This is a genomic window from Terriglobales bacterium (assembly GCA_035487355.1).
GTDB lineage: Bacteria > Acidobacteriota > Terriglobia > Terriglobales > Acidobacteriaceae > QIAW01.
Window position 1 is genome coordinate 1 of the sequence record DATHMF010000006.1, and the last position, 24,554, is coordinate 24,554.

Annotated in this window: 16 protein-coding genes; 4 read left to right on the plus strand and 12 right to left on the minus strand. The window is 54.6% G+C overall.

What is annotated here, in order from left to right:
• From VK738_00715 to VK738_00755, 9 genes are all read right to left on the minus strand, one after another.
• Positions 1-646, minus strand: a 646-nt coding sequence (locus VK738_00715; GenBank protein HTD21152.1) for a hypothetical protein, incomplete at its 3' end; no start/stop codon positions are given.
• 800 nt (positions 647-1,446) lie between these two features.
• Positions 1,447-2,460, minus strand: coding sequence for a Gfo/Idh/MocA family oxidoreductase (locus tag VK738_00720; protein HTD21153.1), 1,014 nt, complete (start codon positions 2,458-2,460; stop codon positions 1,447-1,449).
• Between the two features lie 34 nt (positions 2,461-2,494).
• The gene (locus VK738_00725; GenBank protein HTD21154.1) at positions 2,495-3,697 is read right to left on the minus strand and encodes a redoxin domain-containing protein; all 1,203 of its coding nucleotides are present in this window, start codon (positions 3,695-3,697) and stop codon (positions 2,495-2,497) included.
• Positions 3,694-4,614 (minus strand): sugar phosphate isomerase/epimerase, encoded by a 921-nt coding sequence (locus VK738_00730; GenBank protein HTD21155.1) that lies wholly within the window; start codon positions 4,612-4,614, stop codon positions 3,694-3,696. Before VK738_00730 ends, VK738_00725 begins: the two co-directional genes overlap by 4 nt.
• Positions 4,615-4,716: 102 nt before the next feature.
• Complete coding sequence (locus VK738_00735; protein HTD21156.1) at positions 4,717-5,652, minus strand: VOC family protein; 936 nt, start codon at positions 5,650-5,652, stop codon at positions 4,717-4,719.
• Positions 5,653-5,762: 110 nt separating this feature from the next.
• The gene (locus VK738_00740) at positions 5,763-6,800 is read right to left on the minus strand and encodes a sugar phosphate isomerase/epimerase family protein (GenBank protein ID HTD21157.1); all 1,038 of its coding nucleotides are present in this window, start codon (positions 6,798-6,800) and stop codon (positions 5,763-5,765) included.
• The gene (locus VK738_00745) at positions 6,757-7,437 is read right to left on the minus strand and encodes a hypothetical protein (GenBank protein ID HTD21158.1); all 681 of its coding nucleotides are present in this window, start codon (positions 7,435-7,437) and stop codon (positions 6,757-6,759) included. Before VK738_00745 ends, VK738_00740 begins: the two co-directional genes overlap by 44 nt.
• 57 nt (positions 7,438-7,494) lie before the next feature.
• Complete coding sequence (locus VK738_00750; protein ID HTD21159.1) at positions 7,495-10,761, minus strand: TonB-dependent receptor; 3,267 nt, start codon at positions 10,759-10,761, stop codon at positions 7,495-7,497.
• 149 nt (positions 10,762-10,910) lie between these two features.
• Positions 10,911-11,732 (minus strand): VOC family protein, encoded by an 822-nt coding sequence (locus VK738_00755; GenBank protein HTD21160.1) that lies wholly within the window; start codon positions 11,730-11,732, stop codon positions 10,911-10,913.
• 252 nt (positions 11,733-11,984) lie between these two features.
• On the opposite strand from VK738_00755, the gene VK738_00760 reads away from it, so the two are divergent.
• The 4 genes from VK738_00760 to VK738_00775 all read left to right on the plus strand — a co-directional run bounded on the left by VK738_00760 (position 11,985) and on the right by VK738_00775 (position 17,240).
• On the plus strand, positions 11,985-13,289 hold the full coding sequence (locus tag VK738_00760; GenBank protein ID HTD21161.1) for a hypothetical protein: 1,305 nt from the start codon (positions 11,985-11,987) through the stop codon (positions 13,287-13,289).
• 195 nt (positions 13,290-13,484) lie between these two features.
• Entirely contained in the window at positions 13,485-13,931 is a 447-nt protein-coding gene (locus VK738_00765) for a thioredoxin domain-containing protein (GenBank protein HTD21162.1), read from the plus strand.
• A gap of 262 nt (positions 13,932-14,193) precedes the next feature.
• Positions 14,194-16,233, plus strand: a complete 2,040-nt coding sequence (locus tag VK738_00770; GenBank protein HTD21163.1) for an alkaline phosphatase family protein — start codon at positions 14,194-14,196, stop codon at positions 16,231-16,233.
• Positions 16,230-17,240 (plus strand): tetratricopeptide repeat protein, encoded by a 1,011-nt coding sequence (locus tag VK738_00775; protein HTD21164.1) that lies wholly within the window; start codon positions 16,230-16,232, stop codon positions 17,238-17,240. Before VK738_00770 ends, VK738_00775 begins: the two co-directional genes overlap by 4 nt.
• A gap of 94 nt (positions 17,241-17,334) precedes the next feature.
• Here the strand turns inward: VK738_00775 and VK738_00780 are convergent, their stop codons facing one another.
• The 3 genes from VK738_00780 to VK738_00790 form a co-directional block, all read right to left on the minus strand.
• Positions 17,335-18,927 (minus strand): radical SAM protein, encoded by a 1,593-nt coding sequence (locus tag VK738_00780; protein HTD21165.1) that lies wholly within the window; start codon positions 18,925-18,927, stop codon positions 17,335-17,337.
• Positions 18,928-19,187: 260 nt separating this feature from the next.
• Positions 19,188-19,895, minus strand: coding sequence for a hypothetical protein (locus VK738_00785; protein HTD21166.1), 708 nt, complete (start codon positions 19,893-19,895; stop codon positions 19,188-19,190).
• 23 nt (positions 19,896-19,918) lie between these two features.
• Positions 19,919-24,427: an alkaline phosphatase family protein gene (locus VK738_00790; GenBank protein ID HTD21167.1), complete on the minus strand. Its 4,509-nt coding sequence runs from the start codon at positions 24,425-24,427 to the stop codon at positions 19,919-19,921.
• Positions 24,428-24,554 lie beyond the last annotated feature (127 nt).

A 24,554-nucleotide genomic window follows, 5' to 3' on the forward strand; every position in this document is an offset into this window, starting at 1 on the left:
AGCCAGTTTTTGAAGCGCGCTCTGGGCTTTCGCTTTGATTGGGTTGCCCGGCTCTTGGGTTCTCGATAGTTTTTGGCCCGGCGCTGGTCGCTGCGGGTTTCGCTTGTCTGGGTCCATCGGGATGCACCTCCGCGCCCGTTGCGTGCGCACCCGTTGGATGCCCGCCGGTTGCATGCCCGCCCGTTGGATGCGCGCCTGTTGAATGCGCGCCTGTTGAATGAAAGACCAGGCGCGGGAAAACCACATCGCCGGCGGAGCGCTGTCCCCGTTCCTCGTCGCGAACTTCTCTTCCCATGACTTGCAGCAGGACTGTGGTGAGATATCCGATGCCCATGGCGCCGCGGAAAACATCAACCTCGCCCTGGCCGAGCTGGTTCATGGCCTGGCGCAGGTAGTCGGCGATCTGCGAGGCGGTCTGCAGGGGGTTGGGCGGCAGGCAAAGCGTCTGCACCGGCTTGCGATTCCCTGCCCCGCCCGCGCCGCTGGCGGCCCTTCTCTTCTCTTGCAGTGCGGGGTCGTGGAAAAAACAATACTCGCTGCCTGTCCGGGGATGGGCCTTGCACTCCGCTCCGTCATTGCGTTTGTGGCAGCAACCGCGTTGCTGGCTGGAGTCCGTCTTCACTCCAAAAAGCTGGGTGATCTTCATAGATATTCCTCCCGTGTCCCTTTAAGAGATACCTGAGGATAATGATGGCATGGAATTGGCGAAAATCAGCAGAATGATATCAGAATGATATCATTTGTGGATTGGGTCATTGGGTCATTGAGTCATCGGGTCATCGGATCATTTTAGGGCTGTCATCCTGAGCGGAGCCGCGCTTCGCGGCGAAGTCGAAGGACCCCGAGAATATATCGGTCGCCCTTGCAGCCGAAAGGCATTCTCTAAAGAAATGTTGCGTCCGGGCATGGGTCATCGGATCATTTTAGGGCTGTCATCCTGAGCGGAGCCGCGCTTCGCGGCGAAGTCGAAGGACCCCGAGAATATTCCGGTCGCCCTTGCCGCATCAAGGCATTCTCTGAAGAACGTCAGCGGGTTTAATTTCCTTGGAGCCGGGGTGCCCCACTCGCGCGTCAGCGCGTGTGGGATGGTCGCGTTCGCTGGGTATCAGGATGACAACCCAAAAGATCTGCGTTGATCCGCGTTCATCAGCGGCGGAAAAGAAGATTTTCTAGAGTGATATCACTCTGATATCAAAAAGCCCGTTCTCCGAGGATTGTGGTTCATAATTGCGTGACGGCATTCAGCATGCCGCGTTGGTTTGAGGTCTTTGAAAATTCGCAAAACAGTCCCAGTTTGCCGACCCACGGCACGCCGGAACAGGTTTTGGGCCGTAGACGCAGGTCTGGAGGACTACTCCCTGCGGTCTTATCCTCCCCGTATGTCATTGAACATTAGTGGCTTATCGCCGCATGGACTACTCAAAGTAATGGGGGAGAGGGGAAGCACTACTCAAAAGGTACAGGCCGGCCAGAAAGTCGGTAAATCTCTTCAATCACAGCCAGGCTGCGCCGGCCGTCAGTGCCGTCGCAGCGCGGCTTTCCGTCCTCTCGAATGGCGCGAATGAAATCTTCAATGGCGCGTTGATGTCCGCGGACGTCGCTCACCAGGGGTGAAGAGGCGCTTGGGTTCTGGTCGCGCATGTTTTCGCTGATCAAGCCCTCAGGTTTTTTCCGCAGATCGGCGCTTACGATGCTGTCGTGTTCAAGAATGACGGTACCTTCAGAGCCTGTAATCTCCACGCGGCGAGGATATCCCGGATAGGCGGCCGTCGTGGCCTGCAGCACTCCCAGCGCACCACTGGAAAATTCGAGCAGAGCAAGAGCGGTATCTTCGGTCTCGATCTCATGCAGCATGGTTCGAGTGTTGGCTTTTATGTTTTTGATGTCTCCCATGAGCCAGAGCAGCAAGTCAACCGTGTGCACGCCTTGATTCATCAGTGCGCCTCCACCGTCGAGCGCCCAGGTCCCACGCCAGCGCGAGTCGCGGTAATACTCCGGAGGCCGGTACCACTTCACGCGCGCATCCGCCAGCAACGGCCGGCCTAATGCGCCGTCTTGAATGAATTGCCGAAGCCGGCAAATATCCGGCTTGAAGCGGTCCTGAAAGATTACCCCTAGCTTCACTTCCGCTTTCCTGCATTCAGCAATCAGCGCATCGGCGCGCTCGGTGCTGATATCAATGGGTTTTTCCACCAGCACATGCAATCCGTGATGCGCTGCCGCAATTCCCTGGCTGGCATGCAAACCCGAGGGGCCGCCAATGATCACCATCTCCATGGAAGGGTGCCCAAGAAATGTTTCGAAGTCGCTGTAAGCTGTGGCGCCCCAGTCGCGGCTCAGCTGATCAACTTTGTTCTTGTTCGCGCCATAGACGGCTGTGACTTCTACTCCAGCAATTGCGCGCGCGGCGCGGGCATGTGTATTGCTGATGTTCCCACCGCCGATCAAACCGATCTTCATCTATTAAGCGTACCTCGGCCTTCTGCAGTGCCCGTTAGAAAGTGCTGTTCCAATAAGCCTGCTGCCCAATGTAGCGGTCGTCCGGCAGGTTCTTGAGGATTGCACGCCGTACCTCCACGGCGTTTATGGCGCCCTGGGTTTTGAAAAGAACTTCGCCATTTGCGCCGATCAGTACCGTATAGGGAACGCCGCCGCTCCAACCGGTTCCGAACGCGGATACCGCGTCAGCCGAGTCGGTGCCGGCAAACAACAAGTTCCGGTTGATGGCGTGGTGCTCTTCCAGGAATGACTGCACGAACTTCTTCTCGTCTGGGTTGTTGATGCTGACTGTAACGATATCCACCGCGCGCTTCTTGTACTGACGAACCATCTTCTGCAGCTCGGGAAATTCCACGGCACAAGGTTCGCACCACGTGGCCCAGAAGTTCACCAGCAACAGTTTGCCGGTGCCGATGTTCGCCCGCAACGCCTTGATCTGATCAACCGAGGCCATCTCGACGTTCACCGGCTCCCGCTCAGATTCACCGATTTCTGCCTGTGCTCCCGCCTCTTTGTAAGCCCACTTGGTGGAGCAGCCCACAGCCGGAGCGCTGGTTACCGCCACCGGCTTTCCGGAAAGCAACGCCTCGATGGCATCTCTGGTCTCGTGCTTGGTCGCCAACTCTTCACGGGTACTGTTATCAATGCGGCCTTCGTACTGCAAGGTTCGCTGCGCGTCGAACACAAATGCGTGCGGGGTAGCCGTGGGTCCGTACTTCAGCGCGACCGCCTGGTTAACGCCGTCGGATAAATAAGGATAGTTGAAGTTGCGGTACTGGGCGCGAAGCTTCATATCTTCAAGCGAATCTCCCAGGTCGGTGTGGCCCATCTCGCTCAAGTGCACTGCCTTGGGATCGTTGGGATTGATAGCAACCAGCGCCACGCCGCGGTCACGATAGTCGGCCGCAAGCTGCTTGATCCGCTTTTCATACATCTGGGCCACCGGGCAATGATCACAGGTGAACACGATGACGAGCACCTTGCTGGAGGCGTAGTCGCTCAGCTTATGCATCTTGCCATCCGTGCCCGGCAGATTGAAATCCGGCGCTTGTGCTCCGATCTTGAGAATCGCGGGAACGTCTCCGCTCTCGTGCACGGGCTTGTCCTGTGCCTGCCCCACCACACTCAGGAGGAGTGCAAACGCAACCAGGCCGGCAATCTTTACGCCATAGACCGCAATTTTGAACGGCGACTTCATACTGTCAATCCCAGCCTCTCTTCAAGATACTTCTTGCTGATCAGCGCCGACTCTTTCGGCGTTCTGGATTTATCGGGCTCATGGTCCAGCTCGACCACCGCCCAGCCGCGGAACTTGATTTTGTGCAGAGCAGCAAACACGGCAGGCAGGTCTACTTTGCCGCGTCCAAGCTCAAGGAAGTTCTCAGCATTTCTTGGATCTGCGGAATTTGGCCCCGGCTCACCCAAATCCTTGATATGAAGAAAGAGCAGCCGGTCGCGATACTTCTCAATTACCTTGGCTGGATCGCCTCCGCCCGCCTGGTAATGCGCAATATCCATCTCTAATTTCACGTAGCGTGGATCGCTCGAATCCATCAACCGATCGAGACCTTCCGGGCGCTCGCTGACCGAGTTCATATGATTGTGATATCCCAGCGTGATGCCCAAATCGGCGGTACGCTTGCCGATCTCGGTTATCAAGCGGCCCAACTGCTTGTAGTCAGCGGCCGTAATGGCCTGGCTTTTTGGCTCTTGGTCAAGGACCTGAAGGTAAAGCCCTCCTACATCGTGCAAAAACTTTGCATTCGCAGCGTGCAAGGCAATATCCTGTGCCTCCAATGCCGGATCAACATGCACTTCGCCGCTGGAAAGTGCAACCATGGTGAGCTGGTGTTGCTGCAGCAGGTCGCGCAACTCGGCGGACTGGAAATCTCTTATGGCGTTGGCCCGGAGCTGGATGCCGCGATAACCGAGCGAAGAGATGTCGTCTATGGCCTGTCTTTCTTTGTCGCCCCAGGTGATGGCGGCATATCCAATACGGATATCCGGTGGCGCAGCGCTGATGGCTTTGTACGCGGGAATTGACGATGCGACAGTCGCAGCAGCCGCGATGCCCAGGCTGCCGATAAATTCACGACGCGAGACTTTGAATCCCATGAATCTCTCCTATAGATGTTTGCTGGGACGAAATAACCCGTAGTCAGTTTCAGGCAAACCAAACTGCCTGGATTTAAGGATAGACCACACTCTATCATCTACCTATTCCGGTGGCGGCGCCGTGGAAGGAGGCACCGGCTTTCCGCTGGCAGTATTTGGCTCCATCAACTCGATGCGGGTTCCATCCGGATCAAATAAGTTCGCCTGACGCTTCCCGTTCACCCCAGTCCTGATCTCAATCTTCTGGCCATAGTTCTTGCGCGCCGGACTCGCTTCCAAGGCAGCCACCGCCTTCTCGATATCGGGTGTCATCAGGCAAACATGGTTCTTCACTCCCGTCTCTCTAGCATCGGGCGGATTGGAGTAGAGCATGAGTTCGAGGTAATCATTTCCATCCGGGACGCGCATATTGACCCAGCTCAATATCTTGCCCGAAGAGCTGCCCCTCCAGAACTCCTGGAAGCCGAGAATGTCGCCGTAAAACTTCTGCGACAGATCAAGATGACGCACCGTCACGCCCACATGCGGCATGTGAGTGGAAATGCGCGTCTCGGGCAGGTGCTTTCCCTTTTCGCGCCTGGTCCAGCTATCGGGCTCGTATTGCACGATCTCTACCGTGTGCCCGTCGGGATCGGTAATATTAAAGTTGGAATTGCCAATCTTGCCTTTGCCAACTTTTTCAGGCACCTTGATGCCCTTGGAGGCGAGATACGTACGCATGCCTTCCGCCGAATCAGTAAAGAAAGAGATGTGATTCAGGTGGACTCCATCCTGCTTGGGGTCTTCTGCAAACAGTTCCAGGTATTGGTCTTCGTTAATTTTGATAAATGCTATGCGGTCGGTGCCGTCGTCACGTTTCAACGTATAAGGCTCTTCAAACCCAAGAAAATCCTTATAGAATGCACGAGCCTTCTGCAAATCGCTGACGTATAGCGCCATGTGAGAAATACCGAGAACGTGCGGACGCTTTACCTCATCGGCCGCCCGCAGGGTGGTAAGAAGAATTGATACAAATAGAAAAATTGCTATTCGGTTCATTAAGTTGAAGCCCCCTGGTTTGATATAGCAGTTTCATGGTCATGCATTCGCTCTCCCAGCGCCTGAAGCTGGGGCCCACTTTCGCTCCATCATGGTTAGTAAACAGCTTGTCAGGCTGTCTCTGCAATCGCCTGCCGGAGTTCAGCAAGGAACTTCGGCACCACCGTAAAAGGATCATAATCCTTTCCCTTTGCGGAGAGTGTTTCAATCGGAAGATAGCCGCGGTAGCCCGACGAGCGGACAATGCGGATAAATCTTTTCAGATCAAGCGGCACATCGCTTTCCGCGCCAAACGCGCTTTGCTTCACCTGCCAGTTCACGGCATAGGGTGCTACTTTGGCCATGTCGGCGTATGGGTCCTTCGATTTGAAGTAGCCGGTATCCACGATGGCACCGCACCACTCGGAGTCGACCAGGTTGATGAGCTTCAAAAGATGATCACCCGTTTTGAGAAAGTCTCCGTGATTCTGCACCCCAATGATTACGCCATATTTCTTGCCGTGTGCCGCACACTCTCGCAGGTCGGCCGCTATCCAGTCTGCAACCTGGTCCCAAGTGTAACCTTTGGCCACCTGCTCCCAGCTCAAGTTTTTCATCTGGGTATCAGCAAATACGCGCAGCACCGGAGCACCCATGCGCGACGCGACCTCGACCCATTGCTTGATGTGCTCTACATCGGCGGCCCGCTTGGCTTTGTCGGGCAGGGTAAAGTTGTTGCGGACGCCCGACCCGCTGATGCCGATGCCAAATTCGAAGGCTTTGCGTTTGAGGTCGTTCACATAGTCATCGCTGGGCACATCGGGATATCCCGGGAAAAAATACCCGGTGGCATCGAATCCGTCAAAATTATACTTGGCGCAGAAGTCAACGAGTTCGAATAAGTCGATCCCCGAACCGTGGCGTTTGACCTTGTCATTCAGCATTTTGCTGAAGGAATATGCATTGAGCGAAACCTTGAGCATAGACCCGCCCAGCCTCTTGATTGGCTGCGTCTCGGCGAGAGCGGAAAGCCCACCGAGGCCGAGGCCTGCGGCAGCCGCGAGCGGAAGCACGCTCGCACTTTTGAGAAAGTCCCTACGATTGTGATTGAGTTTCATGATGTGATTATTTTTGTGCCATTGCAGTGGAGAGCTGTTGTATATCTGCATCGATCTTCTTCTGCTGCTCCGGCGTCAGCGGCGGAGCATTGTCGCGGCGAGCAGCTTGCTTAACCTGCAATGTCATCGCTCGTTGTTCCTCCGACGACAAGGCCGAGTAATTGGATATCGCCTGGCTCAGCAACTCTTCTGCGTCAAACGGGTCGGTGCTGGCCTCAGCTTTCTTGCCTCCACCGTTTTTTGAGCCACTCTTCCTATCACCCTGCAGCGCATCGCTCGTGCCCTTGGTCACGGCTTCTATTTCGGCATCCATTTTCTTTTGCTGATCGGGCGTGAGCAAGGGCCGAATCTGGCGACGCGCGGAGACTTTAATCTTCAGCATCATGGCTTGTTTCTCTTCTGGTGTAAATGCTGCGAAGCGGAGTAGAGGCTTGCTCACCGACTCTTCACTGTGCAGGAGCGGCTCGATCTTGAGTTCCTGTTCGCAAGTCAGGCCAAATGCCGCTGTCATTCTTTCCAGGAGCGAGTGTTTCCCCGGAGGCAGACCTTCGCAAGCCGGCGCAGGTTGCGGAGCCGGTGCAGCCTGCGCCGTTTGTGGTGCAGCGTGTACAACAGCAAGAGGGTTGTTGAGCAAGACCGCAAATGTGCACAATGCCAGCATCAAGACAGACAAACCTGTGGTTCTCATCTGTCCAAGGCATCGGTTTCTATAAGTCGTCATCGTCATCATTCTCCTTGGTTATTTTCAAAATCTGTAGATCAGGGCCAATTGCATGACGCGCGCAGCATTGGCCTTGGTAATGCTGCCGCCGGCAGCGGTATCAATTGAAGTGTTGGGAAGCTGGAAGTTCGTATGGTTCGTGAGGTTGAACGCTTCCCAGCGGAACTGCAATCTGCCGTACTCACTGATGCTGAAATTCCTGGATACCGATAGATTGATGGCAAGAGAGCCGGGGCCATCGAGAATGTTCCGCCCAGAGTTGCCGTAACGAAAAGCAGTGAGCGGAACGATCTGAAAGGCGGCAAGATTGAACCACGCCAGGTGAGATGGGTTGGACAGGGTGCCGCTGGCGATACGGTCGGGGCGAGTGGGTTGGCCCTTGTCTACTGAGAAGCCTTGCGTTTGCACAGGCGTGAAGGGTTGGCCGCTGTACGCTGTCCCAGTGCCGGCAAGTTGCCAGCCGCGCACGAAAATATTTCTGGTAAAGGGAAGCTGGTAGATGACGCTGGTGCTGAAGACATGGCGGATGTCGAAGTCCGAGCGTCCTCGTTCGCTTCTCAGATTCAGCGAGTCCTGGGCAAAGCCTTTGAAGCCGCCATCCCCCGCGTAGTTCAGGCCTGAGTTTTCATCGATGGATTTACCGTAGGTGTAGTTGGCGCGGAAAGACAGGCCATTGTGAGACTGTTTGCGCAAAGTCACAGTGCCCGCGTTGTAATTGGAAGTGGCCCCGAAAGAGTAAAACTCGATATCACCATAGAAATTTGAAAACGGACGGGGACAAGCAGGACAGGTGCCGTCGGCCAACGCCAACTGTGGATTTTGGTTCCGCAACTGCTGATTGATGTCGTATTTTCGCCCTAAATGCGTCCCTTTCGATCCGGTGTAACCTGCCTCGATGGCCACGCCTTTACCCAATTCGCGTTCGATGGTGAAGTTCCAGCTTTGCAGGTAAGGCTCGGGCGCGTTCACGGCAAACCCGGTTGGGGTAAGTATGCCCTGATCCTTGGCCAGCGCGGACGGAAACGGATTGGAAAGGGTTATCTGACCGGGATTGCTGGTTGATCCTGTAAAGGTTTGGCTAACGGAAAACGGAAAGCCGCCGGAGATATCGGTGCGGATAGCGCTCAATCTCGACCCGGTATAGAAGATGCCATAACCGCCCCGTACTACAGTTTGGTTGTTATTGAACGGCCGCCAGGCAAAGCCTATGCGTGGCGCCACGGCCTTATAGTCGGTGTGAACTGTGGACTTCGGCAGTCCAAAGTCGCTCGCCACTCCCACCTGGCCGGTAAGTCCCACGCCGGCAAGGATGGAAGCCAGGTTGGGCACGGTCGCAGCGCTGCCCAGGATCACCTTTCCCGTAGCGGGAACATAGTTTGAAAATTGCCCGTCTTTTTCATAAGGCGCAACTGGGACTTCATACCGCACACCCAGGTTGAGAGTCAGGCTGGGAAGGACTTTGTAGTCGTCCTGAACGTAGATCGCATAGTTGTTGCTGAAAATATGGTTGGTTACCGTGCCGGTTTTCAGAGTGGTGGTATCGGGAAGGCCGAGAAGAAAATCCGCAAACGGGACGCCGCTAAATGTCTTCTTGAACGAGAAGACACCGTTGAATCCGTCGTTAGTCGGCTGGAAGTAACCCACGCGCAAGATCTCGCCGCCGATTTTGATAGTGTGCTTTCCCTTGTTCCAGGTCACCACATCACTTAAGTCGTAACTATTGACGGTAAACCGGATCGGATTGAAATGGCTGTCGCCCACGGTGGCGAAACCCGTGATGCTGAAACTGGGGAAGCCTTCCAGGGCCGGGTTATTGGTGGTTCCGGGGATCCCAAGCTGCGCCGCAAAGTTGGTTCCGGCATCAGCGCTGACCTGATGGCTGGTACTGCGCGTGAGTCCTACATGGAACTCATTGATCAGAGTTGGGGTAAAAATTCGCGTCTCGGAAATGCCGTAGATTGCGTCGCCGCGGCGCGTGGTACTGCCGAAAGTCCCCAGCGGAGAGCCAGAAGTAGGATTAATAGAGTCTGAAGAGCGATGGATTACATGCACAGAAAGATTGTCTTTCTCGCCCAGTCTCTGGTCTACCTTAAGCACAAAGTTGTCGTAATTATCGACGTTGTTGTTATTCGCGATGTAATTGCTGCCTCCGTTGAGAAGAGGGTCAAGGTTGGGAAGAGGATAGAGGTTCAGCAACGCCTGCGATACCGGACTGATGCATGTGGCCGGAATCTGGCTGCCGGTAAAGGTCTTGCAGGACCCGCTTTTGAACGGAGACTTCAGCGTCCCCTTGGATTGCGAAAAATTTCCCTGGCGCTCGAGCAGAGTGGGCACAACGGTGATGGAAGGAGAGCCTTGTACCTGCCGCTGGCTTTCCCAGCTCACCATGAAAAACGTGCGGTCATGACCGTTGTACAGCTTGGGAATCACCACCGGACCGGTGAGTGTGCCTCCGAACTGGTTGCGACGGAGTTTGTTCTTGGTCGTCAAGTCGAAGAAATTGCGTGCATCGAACATATCGTTGCGCACAAACTCAAAGAGCGAAGCGTGAAGCCGGTTGCCCCCCGACTTGAGCAGCATGTTGACCACGCCCCCGGCCAGGCGTCCGTATTCCGCCGAGTATCCGGAGGTCTGAAACTTGAATTCCTGCAGGGCATCGAGCGGCGGGCTGACCTGCACGCCGGCATCGCGGGCACTCTGGTCGTTGAACCCGTCAATGATGACGTTGCTGGCGTCGGCGCGGGCGCCATTCGTAACATAGGCCGAGCCCTTGGCTCCTTGTTCGCCGGGCTGAACTCCCGGAACGGTGAAGGCCAAATCGTTGAAATCCCTTCCATTCAACGGGATCTCCGCGATCTCCTGCGGCGCAACAACATCGCCCTTAGAAGAGGTCTCGGTGTTGATGAGAGGCACTTGGGCATTGACTTCAATAGTCTGCGAGACTGCCCCTAGTTCCAGAGGAGCATCAAGGCGCGCCGTTTGGTCGGCTTTCAATTCCAGGTTAGCCTCACGTAGTTGCTTGAAGCCGGCCTTGTCAATGGTTACTTCATAGACCCCGGGTAACAGGTTGGAAACGGTGTATTCTCCGCCACTCCCGCTTCGCGCGGTGCGAACCTGGTTGGTGTTCACGTTGCGTATCTTGATTTCAGCGTCAAGAATTGACGCGTGCGAGGTGTCTGTAACTCGACCCACCAGGGTCGCTGTGGGCTCCTGCGCCATCCCTATGCCAGCCAGCATGAAGGTGAGAAGCGCTACGAACAGCAAGGCAACTGTCTTAGTATTAGTCCTCATTTTTCCTCCTCCAGCACCCTGTACTGCCGGTTTTCCTAACCGGTCTATATTTTTCGGGGGTTTTCAGCGGAGAGGGTGCTGTTAACCACGACCTCCGCCTTCCCTTCTTGCGCGTACTCGATTCTGTTGCTTATTTATCCTTTCCGTCCTCAATTCTCTTTGGGTGGCTCCATCAGCTCAACCCGATTTCCATCCAAGTCATATAGTTCAGCTACATGCTTACCATTTCCTAGAACGTGGTTCTCAATCTCACGAAAACTCTTGGCCGCGGGCTCGGCCGAAAGCATCGCGGTGACCTTGGGCACGTCGGGTACAGAAAGGCAGATGTGATCTTTAACGTGATAACGATCAATCGTGGCTAGTTTCCGTTCGAAGCCGAGCTCAAAGCGGTCGGGCCCTGCGCCTATCTTCATCTTCGTATTGTCTCCCGTTCCTTCAAACCCAAAAGCGTCGCCGTAAAACTTGGCGGCCACGTCGCGGTCGCCGATCAGGAGCCCAACGTGATCAATGTGAGTTGAAATGCGCGACTCCGGCATGAATTTGCCTTTGCCCTTCGCCGTCAAACTATGGGGTTCATACTGGACGATCTGGATCGTGAAGCCGAACGGGTCAGTAACATCGAAGCTCAAATCACCGGCTTGGTCCTTGGTTACCGCCTCGGGGACCTTGACGCCAATGGAAGCCAGGTAGGTACGCATGCCGCTCGCATCGTCGGTCTCGAAGCCAACATCATGAAGAAAACCGTGGTTCTTGGGATCTTCAGCAATGAGTTCGACGAACTGATGATCGTTGATTTTGACGAATACCACGTGCTCAGCCCCATCTGGGTTCTTCAAGGAAAAGGCCTCTTTGAAGCCGAGAAAATCTTCGTAGTAGGCGCGGGCTTTGCTCAGATCGCTGACATAGTAGGCAATATGTGCAACGCCGAGAACACGTGGATGCTTTGCTTCCTCCGCGGCTCGAACCGTCATAACCAAGCACGGTAAAAGAAGAAAAACTGCAATTCGGTTCATTAAAGTTGAAAGTCCCTTCGTGTGTTGCGCGACATTTAATGCTGAAGGAAAAAGCCCAGCAAGTGAATTCACGGTTAAAGTCATTTGTTGTACCCGCGCCTCACAACTTCATATTTTGCAGTCACTTAGATTAGAAAACTCTTTACGTAAAGACCTGCTGAGTAATCCCCCGGTTTTTTCGTGGGATGGAATACCGCCACTTGGGATACAATGCCGCCTGCGCCAGTGCCTCGGAAAAATCCCATCAGCGCTGTTGATAGCCGGAAACTGCTAGTTGAGCGGGTCGCCTCCAGCAGCTATCTCAGCAAATCAGCCCGGCTGCGCGACATGTTTCTCTATCTGTGTGAGCGTGTGCTTGAACAATCCGCGGATGAGATTCACGAGCATGAAGTAGGACACAAAGTCTTCGGACGCCCTCCAGACTATGACACCACTGCCGACAACATAGTCCGGGTTCATGCCACCATGCTGCGTAAGCGCATTGAGCTGTATTTTGCGACTGAAGGCAGCCGTGAGCCTGTCATTATTGATATCCCCAAGGGGAACTATGCTCCCGTCTTCCACAAGCGCCCTGTCACTCCACAGCCGCAGCCGGTACCTATGCCCGCTGTTCCGGTTGAACGCCGGTTCAATTGGAAGATGTGGCTGCCTATAGCTATAGCGACGGTCTTTGCTTGCACAACCGGTTTTCTGTTCTTTCGAATTCACGCCCTGACGCAAGGTAATAACGCGATACCGGCAAACCAGGTGGCTGTCCGGCAATTCTGGTCTCAAATTTTTCGCCCCGATAAACCGGCGGACATCGTTCTCGATGATGCAGCGCTCGGTTTTTTTCAGGAGTTCACACCGCATCAGGTTACGCTTTCAGAGTATTTTGATCGCAGTTATCTGCAGTCCGTTGACCAGAGTGCCGCTACCGCTAAGCTGGACCGCAATTTCACAGGACCATTGATTTTGAAGCGGCAGTCAAGTTACGCGGATACTGCGCTCCTCTGGAAGCTTGCCCAGACCGCTGCCGCATTGCGAAGCGACGCCAAGCTCCACTTTGCCCGCGACTACTCGTTCCGTGAAGTGAAAGCTGACAATGTTATTCTTCTCGGCAATAGCCGGTCCAACCCATGGATCGAGCCCTTCGAGAGTCATCTGGCGTTGCGCTGGAAGTTCGACAATTCGCTTAGCGCTTATTACCCCGTAGATACCGCTGTGGCTGACCAGGAAAAATTCCATATCATCACACAAACCAGTGAGCCGCATGAAGGCTACGCTACAGTTTCGCTTCTTCCGAATTTGGGCGGTACCGGCAAGGTGCTGATTATCTCTGGAACCGGGGGCGCCGCCGTGGGTGCTGCCCTGGATTTTCTTTCCGACGAACCGTCTGTATCACAACTCCGTTCTCGTCTGCCTCAAAGCAGGGCTGCTGATTTTCCATATTTTGAAGCTCTGCTGAGAGTAAAGAGCCGGAGCAGTTCACCGAGGGACACAACCATCGTCGTCTGCCGTCCGCCGCAACTATAAAAACAAAGAACTGGGAGTATCTGGTGCTGGGAGAAAATAAATTAAGAAAGCCCTTAACAGATAAGTCGTTATCTGAAGGGGGCCGTGATCAGTTCATCGTGTGATGAAGTGAATCACTCGGGCGATCAATTCTTTGGTTTCGCACTGAAATACAATCGGGTTGACTATCGAAAGGTCTGCAGGAGGTATGGGAAAATGCCTTTAGTCCGAATTTGTAAGGATTGCGGGCAAAAAAACCGAATTCCGGCGAGGCATCTGGCTGATACCGGACGCTGCGGCGCTTGCAAGGCCCCCTTACCGCCGGCAGACGAACCTCTGGAAGTTGATCCTGAACTATTCAACGAAATAGTCCAAAATGCTCGCGTCCCGGTGTTGGTGGATTTCTGGGCTGCTTGGTGCGGTCCTTGCCTGAGAGCTGCACCCGAGGTTGCCCGCACCGCCGCAGATATGGCTGGTCATGCCGTGGTCGTAAAAGTTGATACAGAACGTTATCCCGAACTCGCCGCCCGCTTCAATGTTCGTGGCATTCCGAATTTTGTGGTTTTGTACGGCGGCCGTTTGATGGTGCAGCAAGCTGGCCTGGTTGACCACACCCAGATGGAGGGCTGGTTGCGATCTGCCAGCCCTGCCTCGGCGATTTAGCTGCCCATGCACAGAGAACATTGCACCAGTTTCCTGATTTGGGATATTAATGCGCCGTAGCCAATTACAATCGGTTGATCCCGCAACGGTGTGCGTATACATTCCATCGCGATTCGAAGCTGATACCAGCAGATGATTACTGCAGAATTACAGAAATATTAAAGATTCATGAAAACTGACTGGCACATGTATCAGGAAATCTGCAAGCAATTACAATTGGCGTGGCATTTATTTTGCCGATAACCCCATCCTAAGGTGGAATGTGAAAATAAGAACCGCAATCGCTGGAATCACTGTCGCAATAGAGTTATTGATCTGCGCGTTGTTTGCCGGGGCCCAGATCCAGGACGCCTCTCCATCATCCCCAGTCGAACCAGCAGCCCCGCATAATTTCGTGCTCTTTATCGCCGACGGATTGCGCCACGATGCAGTCAATCCAGACGCAGCGCCTGCGATGTTCAGCTTGCGTCAGCATGGAGTTGATTTTGTTAATAGTCATGCTTTGTATCCTACTTTTACAACTCCAAACGCTTCGGCGTTCGCCACAGGACACGGATTGGGTGACACTGGTGACTTTGGCAATGCTTTGTACGTCGGACACGCTATCGGCAAGGATGTCTCATCGGGAACTCTTACTCCTTTCATTGAGAACAACCTGTTTTTGGCCAAGCTGAATGACTACTACGGCGGCAACTATCTCGGAGAGCCGACTCTAGTGGATTTGGCCCGCGCAAACGGCTACGCAGTTGCGGTGGTTGGCAAACATGGCCCCACGGCAATCCAGGACATCTCTGAGATTCGGGCGATCATCAACGATTTCCAGCCAACATCGGCAACGATTATTGACGACACCACCAGTCCGCAAGGAATACCGCTTCCGCCTGACATTAAAATCGAAATGAACGCTTCCGGATTAAGTGGGACTGCCCCTGACCGCAGCAATGGCCAGCAGGAGCCCAGTTCCCGCGGCAACAATGGACGCCCTGGCACCCTCGTCGCGAATTTTAATCAGCAACAGTATTTCGCGAACGTCGCCACACAAGCGGTCTTACCTGCTTTCAAGAAAGAGCTGAAGCCGTTCTTCCTTATTTTCTGGTCACGTGATCCTGATGGCACGCAGCACAATCAAGGAGACAGCCTCGATCAACTGTATCCGGGAATTAACGGCCCAACGTCACGAACCGCGATTCGTAACGCCGACAACGATCTCTGGCAGATTGTTGATTATCTGAAAGCCAATAATCTTGACCGCAACACAGATATCATTGTGGTTGCCGACCACGGTTTTTCGACAATCAGCAAGAGAGAAATATCCCGCACGGGCGCACCAACCAAGAGCTATGCTGCCAGCAAAACCTACCTTGATGTAAAAGAAGGATACTTGCCATCTGGCTTCCTGGCCATTGATCTCGCACACGCCTTGAAGAAGCCACTGTATGACCCGGATGCCACGCCCTTCGTCTCTGAAACCGGCAATTACTACCAAAAGATCAGCATCTGCGATTGTGATGACTCTAAATTCCTGCAGCACCCTTCATCTGGGAACGGCGTCATCGGAGGAAGCGGCAGGATGCCGGGCCCCAACGAGATCACCGATGCAGAGATCGTGGTCGCCGCCAATGGCGGCACCGATCTCATTTACCTGCCGCAGGAACGCGGCGAAAAAGCTGAAGCCAACAAACAACTCGCCCAGAGCATCAGCCAGTTCCTTGTGCAGCAGGATTATGTAGATGGCATCTTTGTACGCGATGACTTAGGCGACCTTCCCGGGACACTGCCTCTCAGTGCGATCGGCCTCATGGGGGCCACCAAGCTGCCTAAGCCTGCTCTTGTTGTGAGCTTCAAGAATTTCTCACTGAGTCTCGACTCTCTCCTCACCCGCGTGGAGATCTCCGATTCTTCGCTTCAGGAAGGACAAGGCATGCACGGCAGCTTCAGCCGGGCGGATACTTTTAACAACATGATAGCGTTTGGTCCCGACTTCAAGTCCGAGTACGTAGACCGGGCGCCGGCCAGTAATGCAGATATTGCTGTAACCATCGCTGCAGTCATGAAATGGAAGTTCCCAGAAGGCAACGGAACCCTTCGCGGACGCGTTCTCAGCGAAGCCATCAAAGGTGGCCCAGACACGCTTACATTTACCCAGCCGCCTCCAAGAAAGTCCTCTCAGCCCGGTGCAAATGGATTGGGGACCGTACTGCATTATCAGGTGCTTGGAGAATACACTTACTACGATCAAGCCTGTCTGGTGAACACAGCGCCTGCGAACCCGCTTGAAGACAAGCAGCTCGACTGCCAATGAGCACTGAAGATCAACTATTGACGCATCCGAAGCCTTGCTCCTCATTACATTGGCGAGGTATGCGTTTGTCTTTCTTAACGTTTCCCATCTTAGGATTAGCTGTTTTCGGATTATGTATTTTCGCTTCGGCATTGTCTTTTTGCCAGGAAAAAGAAAGACGTGATTGCCCATCCGATCACGATCAATTTATGAAAATCCAGCAAGACGCCGAACAGAACAAACCTGATGCACAAACGATTCTGGCCTCTTGCTATGAATTAGGACGTAATGTAGAGCCGAATGGAAAAGAGGCAATCCGCTGGCTCACGCAGGCTGCTGAACTTGGATATGCGCCGGCGGAATACGAATTAGGCCGCACCTACCTCTACGGACGCGGGATTCCTGCTGACTACCAATTAGCGCTGCTCTGGGAAAAGAAGGCCGCCGAGCAGGGCGAACGCGAAGCCCAGCGAGATTTGGCGTTCATGTACGAAAGAGGGCTGGGCGTTGAGCAAAACGCTGAACAGGCTGTCCTGTGGAATCGAAAAGCCGCGGAGCAAGGTGAGCCGGCAGCGCAACTCCATCTGGCAGAGGCGCTGGAAAGCAACAGTGAGAACAAAGCCGAGACATTAAGTTGGTACCGGAAAGCTGCACGGCAGAATAGGCCCGAGGCGCAGCTTCGGCTCGCTCAAATGTATGCTGAAGGTAATGGCGCCCCACAAAACTATGCGGCCGCCATGTATTGGTACAACAAGGCGGCTGAGGGCGGCCAGTCCCAGGCAATGTATGAAATGGGCAAGCTCTACCTGGCAGGAAATCACGTGCAGCGCAATACGGAAGCTGCTTTTATCTGGTTTCAGGTTGGCGCTCGGTTCGGATCGCAAGAGAGCCGGATTGAAGCAGCGAAGCTGCAACCAACTTTAAGCAAGAAGCAAAAACTGGCTGCTGATTCGCGTATCAGCAATTGGATCAGCCATCACTCGGGTGCGCAAAAGGAAGAAGATGAGGAAGAAAGAGAGAAACACTAGATGCTATCTTCAGTCCTGCGGTTCACGAGCTGGCGATTGAATACTGGGATTATTGGTTAAAATCGGCACCTCCAGAGCGGCAAAGTCGCGCGGCTCAGCGTTGTTCTCCGCGATTCAAACGGGACGAGTTGGCCGCCGCCTGGAGTTGTACGAACTTGTTCAACGGACTCGCACTGGTGATCCTTCTCCGCGGCACTTCCAATTCGGGCATCGGTCTGCCCTGGAATAGACGCCGACAGGGCTTAGCCAGCCAGCGAGCCCAGCGGTTTGCTTTACTTCTCCGCGCACTGTCGGTCGTAATCCCAGTACTGGCATACATCTGCCGATAGAGTTTGGAGATGAATAGGAAGGCCAGACGCGCCCTGATCGTGGGAGTGCATCTCGAGCGTTGCCAAATGGATCCTATGCTATAGAAGCGGTCCCAAACATTCTGGGTTCGTTGCCTTAGCTCTTCAGAGCTCATGGTGGGGTGCGGCATGAACATCTTTGGTCTGAGTTCCGGCGGGATCAGCCAGTATCGGGTGAGCGGAATGCCGGAAATCGTCCGCGCATCGCCTTGCCCCTTTTCCCAGCGTTCGAAATCCACGGTGCCGGGAAAAGGTGTGAGCATCACGAACTGTGCGAAGGTCAGTCCCGCCTTGTGCGCCAAATATAATGTTGCATCGAAGGTGTCTTCGCGATCGGTTGGCAGCCCGAAAATGAACGAGCCAAGAACATGCACACCGTGGTCGCGGAAGATTTGGAGCTGGCGGGCGAGATTCTCTCCCGAGCAGTTGAAATCCTTATAGACAGCCTTTAATCCCTCTGCGGTAACAGCTTCTACGCCCACCAGCGCACCCCTGATTCGGGCAGCCCGCATAGCGTCCAAGTACCGGGGATCTTCCGCTGCCTCCATGGTGATTTGGGTAAAGAAGGTCATGTCCTTTGGCAATTCGGCGAGACGGGCCATCAACTCAAATCTCTCGTCCCGAATGGAGTGCAACTCAGCAAGTTTATGCTGATTGTTTTGCCGTTCGGCCAACCTGATGTCGGTGAGCGATACGGGGTAAAAGTTGTCATCGGCCAAGGCGACAAAACGGAAGCCTCGGCGCCGCAATTGCACGATTTCTTCAATGATGATGTCGGATGTACGCTGGCGTGGCTGCTGGCCGTCCGTGCGCCAGACGGAGCAAAACGAACAATGCTTAGGACAGCCGCGGACGGTCTGCACCGACGCCCACATATAGCTATCGGGCGGCAGCAGGTCCCATCGCGCCGGCTTGAACTCGTCTGCCTGGATTTGTCCGCCGGAATAGATTCTCTCCGGGGCGCCCTTACGGCAGTCCTCCAGCGCTCGTCCCCAGGCGATATCTCCATCGCCTGTCACCACAGCATCGGCGCACCCGTGCTCAAAGGCTTCATCTGGATAGAGACTGGCTTGAATGCCTCCAAAGATGACCCATGCCCCCCGTTCCCGTGCGATGCGCCCAATCGCGTAACCTCGCAGGGCATTGCCAGTGTGGATTCCTATGCCAACCACGTCGCCCTTTTGAACGCGCAAAGGATCCAGATGTTCTAAAGTTTCATCACAGATTTCGGGATCCCCAAAGGAGGCTGGAGTTGCGCCGGCAAGGACGTAGAGCCATCGGGGTGTTATGACCGCAGTTCCGAAGGAAGTATCGCTGGGATTGACGAGATGTATTTTCATAGGTTCGCTGAAAGAGGAGGAACGAGCGCTCAAAGCCTTGTACCAGCGGCCAGTCTATTTGGAAGCCCACGCGCATTTCTCCCTCCCGGAAGTGGAGTGTAATTCTTTGTCCTGCCGGTGACTGTTCAATTTTGCACACTTTTGAATTAATCGTGGGCTTTGCGAGGGTAACAACAGCGCGGGATCGCGCGAACCAGAGGGCGGTTCACAGACTGGCCCCGCAAGCGTATTTAGCGTTGCGGGGCCCTCGCATAAAACGCTTAGTACAAGCCGTCTATTCCGTTCGGATTCTCAGCCGTTTCAGCGTAGGCGCGCGCCGCAGCAGCTCGATGGGTTGCTGCGTCTGCATCAAACGGCACCACAACGTAGCGAAGCGCGCCGGCTGCAACATGCACGATGTTATGGTAGGCCAGGTAATCTACACCGCCTTTGGAGCCACCGATGGTGGAATTCACTCCCGGAGCGAGGTAGACCACATAAACCGTACTGTCATTGGGCGCAGGTATGGATTTGTTCGCCAGCAACTCCACCAGCTTGTGCTGGATCGCAAGATCGTTGACGGTGCTGAGAACACTGAAATCATCCACACTCGGAGCAGCTCGAAAAGCTTTGATTTGGTAGCTTTGCAGATCGTTCAAAGCTGAGCTGTTTGAGCTGGAGCTGTTGTTGGCCAGCAGGTCAGAGAGCCCTGCCTCGCGTGCCCGCACTCCACCCTCGGCCCAACGGCTGCCTAGAAAAATGCTCACCTGTTGAACAGATTTCATCATCGCTCCGCCGTGGTATTTCTTCGGGGTGGGTGAAGCAGCAGTTGGTTCTTCTTTAGGAACAGTTTGGACTTTGCCGCCGTCGTCATCAAAAACAAAATTTGGTTCAGCAGGCCGGTCAATCGCTGCGCCCGATTGCTGCGCCACCAGCCATGGGGTTGCACAGCTTGCGAAGAGAAGAATAAGAATTGCAAATCGGTTCATGGTTTTCTCCCTGTTGTGAAACCTTATTGTGTCACTTTGAGCGAAACGTCATCTACGACAAATGAAGTTTGCAGCGTACTGTCTTCCACGCCCTTAAAGAAGATCTGAATTGTCTGCCCTTTGAAAGAGCTGACGTCGAAAGTTTGCTGCTGATACCCCGCAGCCGCATTCAGGTTAGAGAACGTTGCGAGCGTTGACAGCACGGTGCCGGAAGAATTCAGCACTTGGACGTTCAGCGTATCGAAGGCTGTAGTTGTGCTGGTCTCAGCGGTATCAATGTGCAGCCAGAAGGTCAGGCTTGCGGCCGTGGCATTGGCTGGGATTGTGACTTGCTGCGCCAGGGTATCTGTGTGGGTTGTTCCATAGCCATCCAACCATGCGTCCCAGCTTCCAGTGTGCGGTGGTTCGCTGCTGGAATTGTTGATCACGCCAGTGGTGGCCGTCCAGGGTGCAGGATTCGTGGAGCCGTTCTCGAAGCCACCATTGCCGATGAGTTCCGTTATGGTGCCACCCGAGTTGGAAACAGTCACGGTTACCGTGGATGAAGTCCCAACGTTCCCCGCCGCATCGAAGGCCTTGGAAACGATGGTGTGCGAACCGTTGGCAACCGATGTCGTAGACCAGTTAAACGATAGCGATGTGGAGTTGGTGTTTGAAGCTGCTACCGTCCCATCAATCAGAATCTGTATCTGGGTAACGCCCACGTCATCGGAGGCGGTCGCGTTGATGGTAACCGCTCCCGAGACGGTAGCGCCATTAGCGGGAGCTGTGATGGAAGTGGTTGGAGGCGTCGTGTCCGGAGGCCCGGGTGTGGTGACGTTCAAGGCGAAGTCATCCACTACGAATGAGGTTTGCAAGGTGAAATCTTCTTTGCCTTGCAGGAAGATCTGGATGGTCTGGCCTTTGAAGGAACTCAAGTCAAATGTCTTCTGCTGATAGCCGCTGGCATGGTTCAAGTTGGAGTACGTTGCCAGCGTTGACAGCACTGTGCCTGAGCTATTGCGCACCTGTACGGTCAGTGTGTCAAAAGCCCGAGTCGTGCTGGTTTCAGCAGTATCAATGTGCAGGAAGAAGCTTAAAGAAGCCGCCGTTGCATTGGACGGGATGCTGACTTGCTGCATCAGCGTATCGGTCGTAGTCGAGCCATGACCGTCGAGCCAGGCGTCCCATGTGCCGGAATGAGGCGGTTCTGTGCTGGTGCTGTTAATCACCCTGTTTGTCGATTGAGTTGTAGTCACAGTCCAGGGCGCAGGATTGGAAGATCCATTTTCAAATCCCGGATTACCGAGGATCTGTGTTGTTCCGCCACCACCCGAAGCTGTAACAGTCAGTGAGACGGTTGTGGTGTGAGTCACGCCGCCACCACTCGCAGTCACCGTCACGCTGACAGTGCCAGTCGTCGCTGTGCTGCTGGCGGTAAATGTGAGCGTTGAGCTTCCGCTACCAGGAGCCGCAATCGAAGTCGGGCTAAAGCTGGCAGTTACACCTGAAGGCAAACCGGAGGCAGACAGTGACACGGCAGAGTTGAAGCCACCACTGACTGTAGTTGAAATCGAGCTAGTGCCCGAACTGCCCTGAACCACCGAGACGCTGGTGGGCGAAGCGCTGACAGTGAAGTCAGGCGTTGCGGCAGCCGTAACAGTCAGTGAGACGGTTGTAGTGTGAGTCACGCCACCGCCACTCGCCGTCACCGTCACGTTAACGGTGCCGGTCGTAGCCGTGCTGCTGGCAGTAAATGTAAGCGTCGAGCTTCCACTGCCGGGGGCCGCAATCGAAGTTGGATTGAAGCTGGCAGTCACACCCGAAGGCAAGCCAGAAGCAGAGAGTGACACAGCAGAGTTGAAGCCGCCGCTGACTGTAGTTGAAACCGTGCTGCTGCCTGAACTGCCCTGAACCACCGAGACGCTGGTAGGAGAAGCGCTGACCGTGAAGTCGGGCGTTGCGGCGGAAGTAATAGTCAACGATACAGTTGTGGTGTGAGTCACTCCACCACCACTTGCCGTCACCGTCACGCTCACAGTGCCGGTCGTCGCAGTACTGCTGGCGGTGAATGTAAGCGTCGAGCTTCCGCTGCCAGGAGCCGCAATTGAAGTTGGATTGAAGCTGGCAGTCACCCCCGAAGGCAAGCCAGAGGCCGACAGTGAAACAGCAGAATTGAAGCCGCCACTCACTGTAGTTGAAATCGTGCTGCTACCCGAGCTGCCTTGAACCACCGAGAGGCTCGCTGGCGATGCGCTTACGGTGAAATCGGCTGGCGCGTTCACAGTCAAAGAAACGGTAGTAGTGTGAGTCACACCACCTCCGCTCGCGGTGACCGTCACATTCACTGTGCCAGTCGTCGCCGTGCTGCTGGCAGTGAATGTAAGCGTCGAGCTTCCGCTGCCAGGTGCAGCTATCGAACTTGGACTGAAGCTGGCAGTTACGCCTGAAGGCAGGCCTGAGGCTGACAGTGACACGGCAGAGTTGAAACCGCCGCTGACTGTAGTCGAAACCGTGCTGCTGACCGAGCTGCCTTGAGTAACACTCACCGAAGCCGGCGACGCCGATACGCTGAAGTCGGCTGTTGCCTGCTTCCACACATCGGAGATCGGCGTGGCCGTGGCCGCGCTGCCCACGTGGGTCAGGCCGTATAAATCCTCAAGAGTGCGCAGAATATTGAAGTGATTGACGGTCTCGCTGAACTGCCCTTGCTTCACCATCGGACCGATGAAGATTGTCGGAATCTGGTTGCTGCTGGAGTTGTCGTCTTCATCCCAAGTCACAATCAGAAGGCTGTTGTGGGTCTGCGCAAACTGAACGTAACCATTAATGTGCTGTTGCAACCATGTATCGCCCTGGGCGATGGTGCCATCGTGCATGTCGTCATTGAGGTTGGGGATCACGAACGAAAGTGTTGGCAGTGTCGTGAGGTCCGTGGGAAAGCTGGTGAACGGTTGGTTCGCGCTGGTAGCAACGTTGCTGAAATTGATCCAGGGAGAATGTTTGCGAGCATAGGCCCCGGATGTGCACACCGTGGACCCCGCGGAGGGCAGGTCTTCGGAGAAGCCTGTGAAAGAAAGTCCTGCCGCTGTCAGTTCGCTGCCCAAGTTCTCTCCTGAAAAAGTATGCGGGCAGGAATCATCGGTAATGCCTTGGTTCGATCCTGAAAACAGGTCCAGGTAATTGGGCTGGCTGGGATGCTCAATGGCAAACGATTGGGTAAACAAGGCGCCCTGTTGCGCAAGGCTGTTGATATAAGGAGCCGAAGATGAACCGATGATAGACGAGAACGAATGGTTCTCCTCCATAACAATTATTACGTGATCAGGCGGAGTGATGCCCAAAACGTTTGTTTGGGGAATCGTTAAGGATATGGTCGTGGTATGAGTAACGCCGCCACCGCTAGCAGTCACGGTTATATTCGATGTCCCGATGGTTGCCGTGCTGCTGGCAGTAAATGTGAGTGTTGAGCTGCCACTGCCGGGCGCGGCGATCGAAGCCGGGTTAAAGCTGGCTGTCACGCCTGTAGGTAAGCCGGAAGCGGAGAGCGACACAGCCGAATTGAAACCACCACTGACTGATGTTGAAATAGTCGTGTTGCCCGAACCGCCCTGTGTAACCGACAAGCTGGCAGGTGATGCACTCAAGGTGAAGTTGGGTGATGCAGCAGGACTAATGGTGAGAGCCACAGTCGTAGTGTGAGTAACGCCAGCGCCGCTGGCGGTCACAATTGCGTTAACCGTGCCGGTTGTCGCTGTACCGCTGGCGGAAAATGTCAGCGTCGAGCTTCCGCTACCGGGCGCTGCGATTGAACTTGGGTTAAAGCTGGCAGTCACTCCCGAAGGCAGGCCTGAAACCGATAATGAAATCGCCGAATTGAAACCGCCGCTCACAGCAGTTGAAATGCTGGTACTGCCCGAACTGCCCTGGGTCACAGACAAGCTCGTAGGAGAAGCGCTCAGAGTGTAGTCTGGCGTTCCCGCACCCGGATTAAAAATAATGTCCAGGATCGGGTGGATTTCAATTTGGTTGGGTGCCGCGCCGGTTTGCCCGTGCGGAAAGTCGAACATTCCCACGCCTTTGATTCGTACGGGAATGTTGGCTGTTTGAAAGCTTGTGGTAGCGGTCAATCTGGCGTCAAATTCGGAGCGCGCATTTTGAATGCCGGCAAAAAATGGGCTGCCGGAGCCAACGCACGTGGGCGACGGTATCTCCGTAACCATGGTGTTGCCGGAAGCATCCTGCATGACCAGATGGTAATCGGAGTCACTTTCCAGCTTGTAAAGCGTCAAGGTAGCATCCAAGGTCCACTCAGTGGTCTCGGCCGGGGCGACGCGATTGTTTGGTGGAATCGGATTGGGCGTAGTGAACGCCCGCAGGTTGGTGACCGTTGTGCTGGTTGGAGAACTCAGGTTCACCGATCCAGCATCAGCATCCGTGCCCGTTTTGACCGACCAGCGCTCAACGCCGCATTGGGCGAGAACATTGCTGGAAGCCGAAACTACGATGAGAAGAACTGCAATCAGGAAAAATACGCGCGTACGTAGATACATCAAACCCTCCGGACAAGCTGGTTAAGATTTGACTGCAATGGCGACAGCAAACTACATGATTTGTTGCAGGCGGCTGGCCTGCATGTTAGGAGCTACTATCAATGCTCGTAGACAATATCAAATTCTG

Bases quoted from the DNA above. Each gene is read 5' to 3' on its own strand.
- VK738_00720 (HTD21153.1), bottom strand. From the start codon at position 2,460: ATGAAGATCGGTTTGATCGGCGGTGGGAACATCAGCAATACACATGCC.
- VK738_00725 (HTD21154.1), bottom strand. From the start codon at position 3,697: ATGAAGTCGCCGTTCAAAATTGCGGTCTATGGCGTAAAGATTGCCGGC.
- VK738_00730 (HTD21155.1), bottom strand. From the start codon at position 4,614: ATGGGATTCAAAGTCTCGCGTCGTGAATTTATCGGCAGCCTGGGCATC.
- VK738_00735 (HTD21156.1), bottom strand. From the start codon at position 5,652: ATGAACCGAATAGCAATTTTTCTATTTGTATCAATTCTTCTTACCACC.
- VK738_00740 (HTD21157.1), bottom strand. From the start codon at position 6,800: ATGCAGATATACAACAGCTCTCCACTGCAATGGCACAAAAATAATCAC.
- VK738_00745 (HTD21158.1), bottom strand. From the start codon at position 7,437: ATGAGAACCACAGGTTTGTCTGTCTTGATGCTGGCATTGTGCACATTT.
- VK738_00750 (HTD21159.1), bottom strand. From the start codon at position 10,761: ATGAGGACTAATACTAAGACAGTTGCCTTGCTGTTCGTAGCGCTTCTC.
- VK738_00755 (HTD21160.1), bottom strand. From the start codon at position 11,732: ATGACGGTTCGAGCCGCGGAGGAAGCAAAGCATCCACGTGTTCTCGGC.
- VK738_00760 (HTD21161.1), top strand. From the start codon at position 11,985: ATGCCGCCTGCGCCAGTGCCTCGGAAAAATCCCATCAGCGCTGTTGAT.
- VK738_00765 (HTD21162.1), top strand. From the start codon at position 13,485: ATGCCTTTAGTCCGAATTTGTAAGGATTGCGGGCAAAAAAACCGAATT.
- VK738_00775 (HTD21164.1), top strand. From the start codon at position 16,230: ATGAGCACTGAAGATCAACTATTGACGCATCCGAAGCCTTGCTCCTCA.
- VK738_00780 (HTD21165.1), bottom strand. From the start codon at position 18,927: ATGAAAATACATCTCGTCAATCCCAGCGATACTTCCTTCGGAACTGCG.
- VK738_00785 (HTD21166.1), bottom strand. From the start codon at position 19,895: ATGAACCGATTTGCAATTCTTATTCTTCTCTTCGCAAGCTGTGCAACC.
- VK738_00790 (HTD21167.1), bottom strand. From the start codon at position 24,427: ATGTATCTACGTACGCGCGTATTTTTCCTGATTGCAGTTCTTCTCATC.